At 72.0% G+C, this 13,827-nt stretch carries 16 protein-coding genes; 8 read left to right on the top strand and 8 right to left on the bottom strand.

Annotated features, from left to right (window positions below):
- The first annotated feature begins 70 nt into the window (after positions 1-70).
- Entirely contained in the window at positions 71-1,537 is a 1,467-nt protein-coding gene (dnaB, locus tag AB0469_RS27250; RefSeq protein WP_042810219.1) for a replicative DNA helicase, read from the top strand.
- Positions 1,538-1,546: 9 nt separating this feature from the next.
- Positions 1,547-2,932, top strand: a complete 1,386-nt coding sequence (locus tag AB0469_RS27245; RefSeq protein WP_366454092.1) for a serine hydrolase domain-containing protein — start codon at positions 1,547-1,549, stop codon at positions 2,930-2,932.
- A 34-nt stretch (positions 2,933-2,966) separates the two neighbouring features.
- On the opposite strand, the gene AB0469_RS27240 is transcribed toward AB0469_RS27245, so the two are convergent.
- The 3 genes from AB0469_RS27240 to AB0469_RS27230 are packed head-to-tail and all read right to left on the bottom strand — an operon-like array spanning position 2,967 to position 5,560.
- On the bottom strand, positions 2,967-4,145 hold the full coding sequence (locus tag AB0469_RS27240) for a winged helix DNA-binding domain-containing protein (RefSeq protein WP_366454091.1): 1,179 nt from the start codon (positions 4,143-4,145) through the stop codon (positions 2,967-2,969).
- Between the two features lie 54 nt (positions 4,146-4,199).
- Entirely contained in the window at positions 4,200-4,661 is a 462-nt protein-coding gene (locus AB0469_RS27235; protein ID WP_366454090.1) for a GNAT family N-acetyltransferase, read from the bottom strand.
- A 17-nt stretch (positions 4,662-4,678) separates the two neighbouring features.
- The gene (locus AB0469_RS27230) at positions 4,679-5,560 is read right to left on the bottom strand and encodes a GNAT family N-acetyltransferase (RefSeq protein WP_366454089.1); all 882 of its coding nucleotides are present in this window, start codon (positions 5,558-5,560) and stop codon (positions 4,679-4,681) included.
- Positions 5,561-5,747: 187 nt separating this feature from the next.
- Between AB0469_RS27230 and AB0469_RS27225 the strand changes: the two genes are divergently transcribed.
- On the top strand, positions 5,748-6,371 hold the full coding sequence (locus AB0469_RS27225; protein ID WP_366454088.1) for a haloacid dehalogenase-like hydrolase: 624 nt from the start codon (positions 5,748-5,750) through the stop codon (positions 6,369-6,371).
- Between the two features lie 168 nt (positions 6,372-6,539).
- The gene (locus AB0469_RS27220; RefSeq protein WP_366454087.1) at positions 6,540-7,724 is read left to right on the top strand and encodes a globin domain-containing protein; all 1,185 of its coding nucleotides are present in this window, start codon (positions 6,540-6,542) and stop codon (positions 7,722-7,724) included.
- A gap of 34 nt (positions 7,725-7,758) precedes the next feature.
- Here the strand turns inward: AB0469_RS27220 and AB0469_RS27215 are convergent, their stop codons facing one another.
- From AB0469_RS27215 to AB0469_RS27195, 5 genes are all read right to left on the bottom strand, one after another.
- Positions 7,759-8,238, bottom strand: coding sequence for an NUDIX hydrolase (locus AB0469_RS27215; RefSeq protein ID WP_366454086.1), 480 nt, complete (start codon positions 8,236-8,238; stop codon positions 7,759-7,761).
- Between the two features lie 61 nt (positions 8,239-8,299).
- A complete protein-coding gene (locus AB0469_RS27210; RefSeq protein WP_366454085.1) occupies positions 8,300-9,208 on the bottom strand; it encodes a LysR family transcriptional regulator in 909 nt (302 codons plus the stop codon).
- 175 nt (positions 9,209-9,383) lie between these two features.
- Positions 9,384-10,565, bottom strand: a complete 1,182-nt coding sequence (locus tag AB0469_RS27205; protein ID WP_366454084.1) for a cystathionine gamma-lyase — start codon at positions 10,563-10,565, stop codon at positions 9,384-9,386.
- Positions 10,562-11,065: a low molecular weight protein-tyrosine-phosphatase gene (locus AB0469_RS27200; protein ID WP_366454083.1), complete on the bottom strand. Its 504-nt coding sequence runs from the start codon at positions 11,063-11,065 to the stop codon at positions 10,562-10,564. Before AB0469_RS27200 ends, AB0469_RS27205 begins: the two co-directional genes overlap by 4 nt.
- Positions 11,066-11,077: 12 nt before the next feature.
- Positions 11,078-11,458 carry a phage holin family protein gene (locus AB0469_RS27195; protein ID WP_366454082.1) on the bottom strand — a complete coding sequence of 127 codons (381 nt, stop codon included), beginning with the start codon at positions 11,456-11,458 and terminating at the stop codon, positions 11,078-11,080.
- A gap of 91 nt (positions 11,459-11,549) precedes the next feature.
- On the opposite strand from AB0469_RS27195, the gene AB0469_RS27190 reads away from it, so the two are divergent.
- The 4 genes from AB0469_RS27190 to AB0469_RS27175 all read left to right on the top strand — a co-directional run bounded on the left by AB0469_RS27190 (position 11,550) and on the right by AB0469_RS27175 (position 13,733).
- Positions 11,550-11,867 (top strand): cupin domain-containing protein, encoded by a 318-nt coding sequence (locus AB0469_RS27190; RefSeq protein WP_042810190.1) that lies wholly within the window; start codon positions 11,550-11,552, stop codon positions 11,865-11,867.
- Positions 11,868-12,026: 159 nt separating this feature from the next.
- Positions 12,027-12,254: a DUF5326 family protein gene (locus AB0469_RS27185; protein WP_366454081.1), complete on the top strand. Its 228-nt coding sequence runs from the start codon at positions 12,027-12,029 to the stop codon at positions 12,252-12,254.
- A 182-nt stretch (positions 12,255-12,436) separates the two neighbouring features.
- Positions 12,437-13,183: a helix-turn-helix domain-containing protein gene (locus AB0469_RS27180; protein WP_366454080.1), complete on the top strand. Its 747-nt coding sequence runs from the start codon at positions 12,437-12,439 to the stop codon at positions 13,181-13,183.
- Between the two features lie 97 nt (positions 13,184-13,280).
- Positions 13,281-13,733 carry an SsgA family sporulation/cell division regulator gene (locus AB0469_RS27175; RefSeq protein WP_366454079.1) on the top strand — a complete coding sequence of 151 codons (453 nt, stop codon included), beginning with the start codon at positions 13,281-13,283 and terminating at the stop codon, positions 13,731-13,733.
- The last annotated feature ends 94 nt before the right edge of the window (positions 13,734-13,827 follow it).

Below are 13,827 nucleotides of genomic sequence, written 5' to 3'. Positions count from 1 at the left end.
TAGAAAGAGTGACACGGCGAGGTCCGCGTTGCGGACGGGAGGAGGCGGCCCGGTGAGCATGCCCGAGCCCATGGACGACCCCTGGGCCGACAGCGGTCCCAGTGACCGTCTGCCCGCCCGTTCGCGCCGGAGCGGCGAGGGCCGCGGCCGCGGCGGGGACGAGGAGCGCGACCGGGGCCGCGAGGGCGGTTCCTGGGACGGCGGTGGCGGCGGCTTCGAGCGCGTCCCTCCCCAGGACCTCGACGCCGAGCAGTCCGTGCTCGGCGGCATGCTGCTGTCCAAGGACGCGATCGCCGACGTGGTCGAGGTCCTCAAGGGCCACGACTTCTACCGCCCCTCGCACGAGACGATCTACCAGGCCATCCTCGACCTGTACGCGAAGGGCGAGCCGGCCGACCCCATCACCGTCGGCGCGGAGCTCACCCGGCGCGGCGAGATCAGCAAGGTCGGCGGCGCCTCCTACCTGCACACCCTCGTGCAGTCCGTCCCGACCGCGGCGAACGCCGAGTACTACGCGGAGATCGTCCACGAGAGGGCCGTCCTGCGCCGCCTCGTCGCCGCCGGTACGAAGATCACGCAGATGGGGTACGCGGCGGACGGCGACGTCGACGAGATCGTCAACAGCGCCCAGGCCGAGATCTACGCCGTCACCGAACAGCGGACCTCCGAGGACTACCTGCCCCTCGGCGACATCATGGAGGGCGCGCTCGACGAGATCGAGGCCATCGGATCGCGCTCCGGCCAGATGTCGGGCGTCCCGACCGGGTTCACCGACCTGGACTCCCTGACCAACGGCCTGCACCCGGGCCAGATGATCGTCATCGCCGCCCGACCCGCCATGGGCAAGTCGACGCTCGCCCTGGACTTCGCCCGCGCCTGCTCCATCAAGAGCAACCTGCCGAGCGTCATCTTCTCCCTCGAAATGGGCCGCAACGAGATCGCGATGCGCCTGCTCTCGGCGGAGGCCCGGGTCGCGCTGCACCACATGCGCTCCGGAACCATGACCGACGACGACTGGACCCGGCTCGCCCGCCGCATGCCCGACGTCTCGGCCGCCCCGCTGTACATCGACGACTCCCCCAACCTGTCGATGATGGAGATCCGGGCCAAGTGCCGCCGGCTCAAGCAGCGCAACGACCTCTCGCTCGTGGTCATCGACTACCTCCAGCTGATGCAGTCGGGCGGCTCGCGCCGTCCCGAGAGCCGCCAGCAGGAGGTCTCGGACATGTCCCGAAACCTCAAGCTGCTGGCCAAGGAGCTCGAGGTGCCGGTGATCGCGCTCTCCCAGCTGAACCGTGGTCCCGAGCAGCGCACCGACAAGAAGCCCATGGTCTCCGACCTGCGTGAGTCCGGTTCCATCGAGCAGGACGCCGACATGGTGATCCTGCTGCACCGCGAGGACGCGTACGAGAAGGAGTCCCCCCGCGCGGGCGAGGCGGACCTGATCGTCGCCAAGCACCGAAACGGTCCGACGGCCACCATCACCGTGGCCTTCCAGGGCCACTATTCGCGGTTCGTGGACATGGCCAACACGTAGCATCCGATCATGGATGAGCTCTCTGAAGACCTGGAACTCCTGCCCTCCACCCGGCGTGCGCTGAGCCACCGGATCGCCGTCGCGCAGAGCGAGGGCAGGGCCCCGTCCGTGGTGGCGGCCGTCGTACGCGGCGGAGAGGTGGTCTGGGAGGGCGCGCGGACCTCCGTCGAGGGCCACGGTCCCGACGGGGACGTGCAGTACCGGGTCGGGTCGATCACCAAGACGTTCACGGCGGTCCTCGTGCTGCGGCTGCGGGACGAGGGGCTGCTGGCGCTCTCGGACCCGCTGGGCCGGCACCTTCCCGGGACCGGCGCCGACGAGGTGACCATCGGTCAACTGCTGGCCCACAGCGCGGGACTGGCGGCGGAGACGCCCGGCGAGTGGTGGGAGCGCACTCCGGGTGCGCAGCGGCCCGGGCTCGCCGACGTGCTGGGCGACGAGCCGTTCAAGCACGTGCCGGGAACCAGGCACCACTACTCCAACCCCGGTTACACCCTGCTGGGTTCGCTCGTCGAGGCGCTGCGCGGGAAGCCGTGGGAGGAGGTGCTGCGGACCGAGGTGCTGGAGCCGTTGGGGCTGCACCGGACGAGTGCGCAGCCGCAGGCCCCGCACGCGGGGGGCTGGGCGGTGCACCCCTGGGCGGACGTGATGGTGCCCGAGCCGGCCGAGGACCTGGGGCTGATGGCCTCCGCCGGTCAGCTGTGGTCCACGACCCGCGATCTGGCGCGGTTCGCCGTCCTGCTGGCGCGGGGCGACGAGCGGGTGCTGAGTGCCGAGAGCGTACGGGAGATGCGCAGGTCGGTGGCGCCCCCGGAACCCGGGTTCGCCGATCTCGGGTACGGATTGGGGCTCCAGCTGACGGAGCAGCGCGGGCGGCGGCTCGTCGGGCACAGCGGTTCGCTCCCCGGTTTCGTCGCCGGACTCTGGCTGAGCGAGGCCGACGACGTGGCGGCCGTGGTCCTGTCGAACTGCACGTCAGGTCTGGCGGCCTCGACGGTGGCCGCCGACCTGATCGGCATCGTGGCGGACGCGGAGCCCCGGTTCCCCGAGCCGTGGCGGCCGTTCGCGGAGGCCGACCGGGTTCCGCTGGAGCTCTGCGGCGTCTGGTACTGGGGTACCGCGCCCCATGCGCTGCGGCTGAAGGCGGACGGATCGCTGGAACTGGGCCCGGTGGGCGTGCTGGGCAGGTCGGCCCGGTTCCGTGCCGAGTCCGACGGGACGTGGACGGGGCTGACGGGCTACTACGCGGGCGAGACCCTGCGGGCCGTGCGGCGGGAGGACGGCTCCGTCAGCCACCTCGATCTGGCGTCGTTCGTCTTCACGCGCGAGCCCTACGACCCCCAGGCGCCGGTGCCCGGCGGGGTGGACCCGCAGGGCTGGCGCGGCATCGGCTGAGGCTCCCCGCCCCGGTCGGACGACGGGGGCCCGGTCAGGAGACCAGTTCGCGTTCCAGCGGGGTGCGGAAGCGGGGGGTGACCCGGGCGTCGCCCACCCAGGCGGCCAGCCGTGCGGCCTCGGCCCCGATCGCCCCCTCGGCCTCGCGACCGGGGCTGCCCAGCAGCCGCCAGACGATCTCCCCGTCCGGGCGCTGGGCCCAGCCACCGACGATCTCGCCGTTCCACCAGACGGTCGGGCCGATGTTGCCCGCGTAGTCGAAGAGGGCGGCCCGGTGGGCGGGGTCGAGGTGGAAGCTCCGGTCGGCCCAGCCCATACCGCTGGGGTCGAGCGCCGGCAGCAGTGCGGCCCAGGGTTCGGGGGCCGGTTCGGGCGCGGTGTCCCCGGGGCAGACGAGCGCCGTGCCGCCGTCGTCCAGGCGGACCTGTTCGGGGCCCACGGCGGCCAGGGCCTTGCGCACGTCGGTCAGGGTCCAGCCGGTCCACCACTTGAGGTCGGCCTCGGTGGCGGGACCGTAGGCGCGGAGCCAACGGCGGGCGATCTCGGCGCGGGCCTCGGCGGCGGGTACGGCGGGCCACGGCTGCGTGTGCGCCCACCGGAACTGGCTGGAGGTCCACGAGCCGCGCGGCCGGTCCCGGCGGATCCGGCCGTCCGCGGCCAGCAGGCGGATGACGCGGGTGGCCACGCCCGTCTCGGCCTCGTACTTCTTGCCCCGGCCGATGGTGATCTTCTGTCGTAGGGCGGGCACCGCCGCGGACAGCTGGGCCCCGGTCGAGGGTCCGAGGGCGTCGAGGGTGTCGAGCGCGGCGGCCTCGGCCCGTGCCAGCCAGTCCGCGTCGAGCCCCTGGCCGTCCTCCGCGAGGTGCTTGAGGAAGGTCCGGCGCTCCTTCACCGCGATCGCGCGGGCGGTGGAGGCGTCCACGTGGGGCGCGAGTTCGGCGGACACGGCGAAGAGCGTGTTGCGCATGCTGAGCATGCGGACGACGCTCACGTCCTCGTACAGGGCGCGTTCGACCGCCGTGGGGCCATGGCCCTCGGCCAGGCGGGCGCGGGCGGAGAGGTAGACGGTCGCCGCGTCCGTGGCGTGCAGGGCGACGACCGCGTCCGCGGCCCCGCTGGTGCCGGCAGCGCGGGCCGAGGGAGCCAGGCGGTGGCGGCGGCCGAGCCGGTGGCGGCGGTCGGCGGTGGTGACGAGGGGCAGCCCGGTGCTCATCTTCCCGATCGTAGGCCGGGCCGCCGACAGCGGCCCGGCCCGCCGGGAGCCCGCTCAGAGCTGGAGTTTGAACCCCACGTGGGAGGGGGTGAAGCCGAGCCGCTCGTAGAAGCGGTGGGCGTCGGTGCGGGACACGTCCGAGGTGAGCTGCACCAGCTGGCAGCCCTCCTCGCGGGACCGGTCGACGGCCCATTCGATGAAGCGGGTGCCCAGGCCGCTGCCGCGCTCGGAGGCGTGGATCCGGACCCCTTCGATGATCGAGCGCGTGGAGCCCCTGCGGGACAGGCCGGGCACGATCGTCAGCTGGAGGGTGCCCACGACGCGTTCGCCGCGGACGGCGACCACGACGTGCTGATGGGGGTCCTCGGTCAGCCGCCCGAGGGCCGCGACGTACGGGGCCAGGTCCTCCGGGGACTCGCGGGTGGCGCCCAGGGGGTCGTCGGCGAGCATGGCCACGATGGCGGGCAGATCGGCCTCGGTGGCGGGCCGGATGACCAGGTCGGGGGTTTCGGTCATGGTCGGACGTCCTCTCTTCAGCCGGCGGCGACCGTGAGCGGGGCCCAGCGTCGGGTCCAGTCGCCGGGCAGGCCGGGGCCCCGGGTCATGACGGCGTTGAAGGCCAGGGACTGCAGACCGCGCTCCTTGAGCCAGGAGACGAGCTCCTCGTGCCGCACGTCGACATCGGTGCGCAGCGGGCGCTCGGTGCTCGCGGCCAGGGCCGTCACCAGTGCCTGTGCGGTGGCGGTGTCCCGGGCGATCAGCGGGCCGACGACATGGGTCTCCATGTTGGGCCAGAGCGCGGCGTAGCCGATGAGTGCGCCGGAGGCGTCCTCGGCGACGAGCAGCCGGTCGGTGAAGGCCGGCAGGCGGGTGATCATGTGGGTCCGGTCGGTGCCGAACACCTCCGTGTCCAGTCGGACGATCGCCGGGAGGTCCTCGGCGGTGGCCGGCCGGACCGCGGTGCCGGAAGCGGCCCGCCGGGGACCGGCGACGAAGGCGCCGCGGAGCATCTCCGCCCGGCCCGTGGTGTCGAAGCCGAGCTCCTCGTAGAGCGGGCGGCCGTACGGGGTGGCGTGCAGGGTGAGCGGTACGCCGGCGAGCACCTCGTCGCAGACGTATTGCATGAGCCGGCGGCCCAGGCCCTGGCGGGCGAAGCGGTCGGCGACGAGGACCATCCCGATGGCGGCGAGGTCCGGCTTGTCGCGGGTGTCCCCGTAGGAGGTGACGACACAGGCGGCGGCGAGGCCCTGCCCGTCCGGCGCGTCGACGCCGTACCCGGTTCCGGCGGTGAGGAGCAGCCCCCACTTGTGGTCCTCGCGCGGCCAGCCGCGGTCCTGGGACAGGTCGGCGCAGTGACGGAGGTCGTCCGGGGTCAGTGCGCGGATCGGCAGATCGGTGAGCAGTGGTGGTGTCACCGGCCCAGAGTGGATCATCGGGTCGGGGGCGTCCAGGGAATTCCAGGATCCGGGCGGTCGATGTTTCACGTGAAACGTCGCCATGTTTCACGTGAAACAGCCGGCGTTCCTCCTCTCCGGTCACGGCGGCGAAGGCCCTTTCAATCAGGGTGTGTGCCGTCGCACGCAGGGGCTAGCCTCGACGGCTATGACGCTGCTGCACTTGTTCGACCTCGACGGGACCCTGATGTTCGGCTCGGCCGCCCCGGTCGAGATCTCCCGGCAGCTCGGTCTGGAGACCGAGATCGCGAAGCTGGAGCGGGCCTTCGGTGCCCGGGAGATCGGCCCGCAGGACTTCTCGCAGGCGGCGCGCGAACTGTGGGCCGACCTGACGCCCGCGCACGTCCGGGCGGCCTTCGACGGGGCCCCGTGGCTGGCCGGTATCCGGGACGTCTGGCAGGAGGTCCGGGAGCGCGGGGACTACTGCGCGGTGATCTCCCTGTCCCCTTCGTTCTTCGTCGAGCTGCTGCTCGAGTGGGGCGCACATGCCGCGCACGGCTCGGTCTTCCCCGAGGTCCCCTTCACCCGCCCCGTCGACAGGGCGGGGATCCTCACGCCCGAGGGCAAGCTGAGGGTCGCGGACGGGCTGTGCGAGCGGTTCGGGGTGACCCGGGCCGACTGTGTCGCGTACGGGGACTCGATGACCGACGCGTTCCTCTTCGAGGCGCTTCCTCGGTCGGTGGCGGTGAACGCGCGGCCGTACCTGGCGGAGCGGGCCACCCATGTCTACGAGGGCCGTGACCTGCGGGAGGCATACCAGCTCCTGGGGTAGACGCGCCCGGGAGTCGAAGCATCTTAAGGGGATCGTGGGTTCGGGGCGCCGGTTTTCCCCATTCCCCCGCAGGGCCCCCGGTCGGCTGGCACGCTGTGAAGCCCGGAACCACGGATTCGAGGCCGTGGCGTGTGAGACCCGACCGAGATGCTCGAAGCGAGGCACCGCATGGACCTTCCGCCCACCAGATCGGCGAGACCCGCGGGCTGGATACCGTCCGGGGGCGGTCTGACCGAACCCTCCCCGGACGCCGTCCTCATCCGCCGGACCCTCGCGGAGATCGCACCCGTCGCCGACAGGGTCACCTCGTACTTCTACGCCCTGGTCTTCACGGGGCACCCGGAGGTGCGGGAGATGTTCCCCGCCGCCATGGACACCCAGCGCGACCGGCTGCTGAAGGCGCTGCTGACCGCCGCGGAGCACATCGACGACCCGGCCGTGCTCACTCCCTACCTGCGCCGGCTCGGCACCGGGCACCGCAAGTACGGCACCATGGCCGCGCACTATCCGGCGGTCGGGGAGGCGCTGCTCGGGGCGCTGGCCCGGTACGCGGAGCTCACCTGGGGCCCGGAGGCCGAGGCCGCCTGGGTGCGCGCGTACACCGCGATCTCACAGACCATGATCGACGCCGCGGCGGAGGACGAGGCGCGGGCGCCGGCGTGGTGGCACGCCGAAGTGGTCTCCCACGACCTGCGCACCTCGGACATCGCCGTACTGACCGTCCGCCCCGACCAGCCGTACCCGTTCCTGGCGGGCCAGTACACGAGCCTGGAGACCCCGTGGTGGCCGCGGGTCTGGCGGCACTACTCCTTCGCCTCGGCACCGCGCGCCGACGGACTGCTCTCCTTCCACGTCAAGGCCGTGCCGGCCGGCTGGGTCTCCAACGCCCTGGTGCGGCGCGCCCGCCCGGGCGACGTCCTGCGACTGGGCCCGCCGGCCGGGTCGATGGTGGTGGACCACAGCACCGACAACGGAATGCTGTGCCTGGGCGGGGGGACCGGCATCGCCCCCATCAAGGCGCTGATCGAGGACGTGGCCGAGCACGGCGAACGCCGTCCGGTGGAGGTCTTCTTCGGAGCGCGCAGCGACGGCGACCTCTACGACAAAGACACCCTGCTGGGGCTCCAGCGCTCCCATCCGTGGCTGTCGGTGCGCCCGGTGATCGGGGAGGGGATGGCGGGCCAGCTGCCGCACGCGGTCGGCGAGCACGGCCCCTGGAGCTCGTACGACGCCTTCATCTCCGGGCCGCCCGCGATGATCCGCAGCGGAGTGGACGCGCTCAAGCGGATCGGGATCCCCGGGGAACGCATCCGCTACGACGCGCTGGAGGAGCTGGCGGGCGTGGCCGGCTGAGGACCGGCACGGGCCCGCCCGCTCCCCGGCGTACTCAGCCCAGGTCGGGGGCGTGCATGGCGCGCACCCCCTCGATGTTGCCGTCGAGGTAGTGCCGCAGCGACAGCGGGACGAGGTGGACCGCGGCGATGCCGACGCGGCTGAAGGGCACACGGACGATCTCGTACTCGCCCTGGGGGTCGTCGACTTCGGGGCCGTGTCGGCGTTCGGGGTCCATGGACGCGAGGTGGCAGACGAAGAAGTGCTGCACCTTCACCCCGGTCACTCCCCCCGAGGCGATGTGTTCGACGGTGTCGACGAAACAGGGCACCACATCGGTGATCTTGGCGCCGAGTTCCTCGTCGAGTTCTCTGTGGAGGGCGTCCACGACGGTGGCGTCGGAGGGTTCCACACCGCCGCCCGGGGTGAGCCAGTACGGGTCGACACCGGGCTTGGTGCGCTTGATGAGGATCAGGTCGTCACCGTCGAGCAGGATCGCGCGGGCGGTGCGTTTGACCACGGGGCGTTCGGTCATGGGAGAAGAGTGGCCCACGTCCGCGCATCTGAAACGCGCCATCGTCCGAAACCCGAGCCGCTCACCAGTGCGCGGCGGCGTGCAGCAGGCGGTCGTGGGCACGGGCCAGGTGGGCGAGCGCCAGGCTGCCGGTCCGTACGACGAGGAACCAGGTGCGCAGCGGGGGCAGGTCGGGCTCCAGCAGGGCGACGACCTGGCCGCGGTCGAGGGCGTCCTGGCACAGGTAGCGGGGCAGGACGGCGAGCCCGGCGCCGGCCCGGACGCACTCCAGCACGGCCCGCAGGTCGGGTGCCACGACGGTGGCGGCCGTGTCGGACGCGGAGCCGGGCACGGCGTCGAACACGGCGGCCCAGTAGCGGGTGACCAGGGGCAGGCTCTCGTGGACCTCCACGACCGGGATCCCGTCGAGGGCCTCGGGGCCCTTGGCGAGCAGCTCGCCGGGGCCGGCGAGGGCGGCCCAGTACGGCGCGGCGACCAGCACCTGTTCCTCGTCGCAGAGGGGGCCCGCGGTGAAGGGGCCGCCCCGCGGCCGCGCGGTCGTGACGACCAGGTCGTGCTGTCCGGCGGCGAGCCCGGCGAGGTTCTCCTCCGTGTCGGCCGCGAAGACCGTGCGCAGGGTCTGGCCGTGGCCGACGAGAGGCGCGAGTGCGGGCAGCACCCGCAGGCTCAGGAACTCGGGCGGCCCGGCCAGGTGCAGGGTGCGCAGGGCCCCGGCGGCCTGCCGCTCGGTCTCGGCGATCCGCAGCAGGGCGTCCAGGTGCGGGGCCGCCTTGTGGGCCAGCTCGTCACCGACGGCGGTGGGGGTGACACCGCGGGCCCGGCGGTGGAACAGGGGACGGCCGAGCTGGCGCTCCAGGGTGCGGATCTGGGAGGTGACCGCGGGCTGGGACAGCCCGAGGAGCGTCGCGGCCCGGGTGAACGAGCCGGCCCGGTGCACGGCGACGAACGTACGCAGCAGGGCCAGGTCCATGGCGGCCCCTCTCAGTGGGGGCCTTCAACTATAAATATGCCGATAGGTTCCTGTCGTTACCGTGATTGGACTCTGACGCTGAGTCAACTAGCCTTGTCGACGTGGTTCTTGTGGGCAGGGAACCCGATGCGGTCCGAGCCACCAGGGGGGAGGCTCGGACCGCCTTCCCACGGGCTCAGGCCCCGGAAGCCGCCTCGTCCAGGGCCCTGAGCACGTCCGCGACCAGGTCCCGGGGGTCCTCGGCGCCGGCGGAGAAGCGGATGAACCCCTCCGGCACGGCGTCACCGCCCCACCGTCCGCGACGCTCCGCGGTGGAGCGCACCCCGCCGAAGCTCGTCGCGTCCTCGACCAGGTGCAGGGCGGACATGAAGCGTTCCGCGTGCGCCTGGTCGGGCAGGGTGAAGGAGACCACCGACCCGAAGCCGCTCATCTGCAGGGCCGCCGTCTTGTGGGAGGGGTCCGAGGGCAGCCCCGGGTAGCGCAGTGCGCCCACCTCGGTGCGGTCGGCCAGCGCCTCGGCGACCGCCAGCGCGTTGGCCCACTGCCGTTCGGCCCGCAGCTGGATGGTGGCCAGGGAACGGTGGGCGAGCCAGGCCTCCATGGGTCCGGGGACGGCGCCGACGATCTTGCGCCAGCGCCGGACGCCGGCGGCGAGCTCCGGGTCGCGGCAGACGACGTAGCCGAGCAGCAGGTCGCCGTGGCCGGTGAGTCCCTTGGTGCCGCTGGCCACGGAGAAGTCCGCGCCCAGCTGCAGCGGCCGCTGGCCGAGCGGGGTGGCGAGGGTGTTGTCGACGGCCACCAGGGCGCCCGCCGCGTGCGCGGCCGCGGTGAGCCGGCGTACGTCGCACACGTCGAGCCCCGGGTTGGAGGGGGTCTCGATCCACAGCAGCCGGGCCCCGTCGAGGGCCGAGAGCTGGGCGTCCCCGCCGGTCGGCGCGGTCCGTACCCGCACCCCGTACGCCTCCAGCTGCTCCCTGACCAGGGGCAGCGCCTGGTAGCCGTCGTCGGGCAGGACGACGGTGTCCCCGGCGCGGGCCTGCGAGAGGAGGACGGCGGAGACCGCGGCCATGCCGGAGGCGAAGACGATCGTGTCCACGTCCCGGCGGCCGGGCGCCTCCAGTTCGCCGATCGCCCGTTCCAGCAGCGTCCAGGTGGGGTTGGTGTCGCGGCCGTAGGTGTACGGGCCCGCCACTTCGCCGGGGAGGTGGAAGTGGGCGGCGAAGACGGGGCCGGGCAGCGGCGGTTCGTTCTTGACGGGCTCGGGCAGCCCGGCGCGTACGGCCCGGGTCCCGTCGCCGTACGCGACCGGCGGGGCCGTCCCGCCGGTGGAGTGCCCGGCCGCGGGATGTTCGGTCATGCGGTGTGCTCCTTCATGGCGGCGCGCACGGCGTCCAGCAGTCCGGGGCTCGCGGCCTCGACCAGGGCGAGGCACTCCTCGAACCCGTCGAAGGGGCCGTAGTACGGGTCGGGTACGTCCAGGCCGCCGGAGCCGTGGGCGTCCGTCGCCGCGGGGTCGTACGAGCGCAGGAGCCGGACCTTGGCGGCCGCCTCCGGGGTGGGGGCGAGGGCGCGGAGGTCGTACAGGTGGCCGGAGTCGAGTGCGATGACGAGGTCGAGGCGGTCGAACCAGGAGGTCCGGAACCGCCGGGCGCGGTGGTCCTGTCCGTACCCGGCGGCCTCCAGCACGGCCACGGTGCGGGGGTCGGCGCCGTCCCCCTCGTGCCAGCCTCCGGTGCCGGCGCTGTCCACCTCTACCAGGCCGTCGAGTCCGGCCGCGGCCACGTGCGAGCGGAAGACGGACTCGGCCATGGGGGACCGGCATATGTTGCCGGTGCATACGAAGCACACGCGGTACATGGGCGGGCCCGCTCAGTCGTTGTCGGGCAGGGCCAGGTTCAGGGCCCAGGAGACGACGGAGATGATGAGACCGCCGAGGAGCGCGGTCCAGAAGCCGTCGACGTGGAAGCTGAGGTCGAGCTTGTCGGCCAGCCAGGAGGTCAGCAACAGCATCAGGGCGTTCACGACGAAGGTGAACAGGCCCAGGGTGAGGATGAAGAGCGGGATCGAGAGCAGCTTCACCACGGGCTTGACGATCAGGTTGACCAGGCCGAAGACGAGCGCGACCAGGATCAGGGTCACCGTCCGGCGGCCCAGGGAGCTGCCGTCGTCGAGCGTGATGCCGGAGAGCAGCCAGACCGCGACGGCCAGGGCCCCCGCGTTGGCGAGTGTCTTGACTACGAAATTCGTCATGTGTCTGATCGTGGCAGAGAACATGCGGGCCGGACATCGGCAGATGTGCGGATCCGGGAAGCACTGGGCAAGGGCAAGGGGCACAGCGAACATGAAGGCCTTCCGGCTTGACGAGCTCGAAGCCGAACGAGCCGCCAACGACGGCGCCTACCTGCAGTTCCTGCGTGAGCGGAACATGTCGGTCGGGCTCTACTCGCTGGACGCGGGGCAGAGCGACCCGCAACAGCCGCACCGCCAGGACGAGGTGTACTTCGTGGTGAGCGGCCGCGCCTCGATCACGGTCGGGGAGGAGACGACGACGGTGGCGAACGGCAGCGTGGTCTACGTCCCGGCGGGGGTGCCGCACAAGTTCCACCACATCACCGAGCCGCTGAAGGTGATGGTCGTCTTCTCGCCGCCGGAGGCCTGAGGCCCGCCGGACTGAGGGTCGTCCCCCTGATCCCCCTAGGGGGCGGGTCAGGGGGTTCCGGGGGCTCGCTGGCCCCCGGCCCGTGCTCGCGGCTCCTAAGCTCGAGACCAAGGAAGACGACGCCAGGGACACCGGCGAGGACGAGGAAGAGGTAGGGACATGGACGGGATCCGAGCGATGTTCGCGGGCACGCCGTGGTGGGTCAAGTGGGTCGCCGTTCCCCTGCTGGCGCTCTTCGTCTTCGGCGGGATCATCACCTCGATCATCGGCACGCTGATCGGCTTCGCCTTCAAGGTGCTGCTGTTCGCGGCCCTGGTCGGCGGCCTGGTCTTCGTCGTCAAGAAGTTCACGGGCAGCGGGGCGAAGAGCTCCTCCGACGGCTGGTAGGCCGCCGTGCCCGAGGGGTGCGGGCATTGCGCCAGGCGGGCGAACATGACCCGGCAAACCCCTCATCCTGTGGCAATCGGTGGATAGGCTGGCAATCCGTGCCGTTCCCTGGGCGCCGGCGGGCCCCCCGGGCCCGCCGCCACGCCTGGGGGTGAGCTGTGTCTCCGGATCGCAATGCCGCTGTGCCGACGCTGATCGGCTCGGTGCAGAGGGCGCTCCGGCTGCTGGAAGCGGCAAGCTCCCATTGCGGGGGAGCCCCGGCGAAACAGCTGGCGCGCGAGGCCGGGCTCCCGCTCCCCACCGCGTACCACCTGCTGCGCACCCTGACGCACGAGGGCTATCTGCGCCGGGAGGGCGGGGTGTTCGTCCTCGGCGACGCGGCCGGCCGGCTCGCAGACGGAGGGCTTCAGCAGAAACGTCGCAGCATGATCCTCGACTCGCTCGCGCACTTCCGCGACGCCGTCGGGGCCCCCGTCTACTTCGCGGTCTACCGCGAGGGTGAGATCGAGGTCATGGGTGTCTCGGACACCCCGGCCAACCCCGCCTGCGAGGAATGGGCCGATTTCCGCGCCACCGCGCACGCGCACGCCATCGGGCAGTGCCTGCTGGGCCAGTTGGACGAGAAGGCGCGCAGGGACTACTACGACCGTCATCCGGTCGAGGGCATCACGCCGTACACCGTGCGGGACATGCGCACCCTGGAGGAGCGGATCGGTTCATTGGGGCGGATGCAGCCGGTGACCGAGCATCAGGAGTACGCCCTGGGCACCGTGTGTGCGGCCATCCCGATCACGGCCGGCGACGCCGCCGCGACCATGGCCATTTCTCTCCCCGTGCACCAGGAATCCCACTTGCTGTGTGTAGTCGATCGGCTACGGAGTGAAGTAGGCGCGCTGTTGAGCACCCTCTCGTTCTCTATCAGTATCTGAAAACTCACTCCTTGTGATCTGCTGGCGCTTCCACCACCCTTGTCAAGAGGGCCCTGGGGGTTCATTCCTGGCCACTTCCACTACAGCGGGGTAGGCAATGCGCGAGTCGGTACAGGCAGAGGTCATGATGAGCTTCCTCGTTTCCGAGGAGCTCGCGTTCCGGATCCCGGTGGAACTCCGGTACGACGCCCGTGACCCCTACGCCGTACGCCTGACCTTCCACCTTCCCGGAGACGCCCCGGTGACCTGGGCGTTCGGCCGGGAGCTCCTCCTCGACGGCATCAACAGGCCCTGCGGCGACGGTGACGTGCACATCGCTCCCACCGAACCGGGAGCGCTCTCCGACGTCCACATCCGCCTCCAGGTCGGCGGCGACCGGGCCCTGTTCCGTGCCGGCGCGGCCCCGCTCGTCGCGTTCCTCGACCGGACCGACCGGCTCGTTCCGCTCGGTCAGGAGCGCAGCCTCGGCGACTTCGAGGAGACCCTCGACGAGGAGCTCGGCAGGATCCTCGCCCAGGCGCAGCAGCAGAACGGGCAGAACGCGGGCTGAGCTTGGCGTTTAACCTCGCACGTCACTCAACCTGCTGATCTGCGGTTCTTCCCGGGACGGCGGAGGCGGCCGTTCTCCACGCTTCGAGGTGTCG

The sequence above is a fragment of the Streptomyces sp. NPDC093801 genome, assembly GCF_040701585.1.
Taxonomy (GTDB): domain Bacteria; phylum Actinomycetota; class Actinomycetes; order Streptomycetales; family Streptomycetaceae; genus Streptomyces.
Note: the sequence above shows the minus strand (reverse complement) of the source record. Positions and strands in the feature narration are given on the sequence as shown.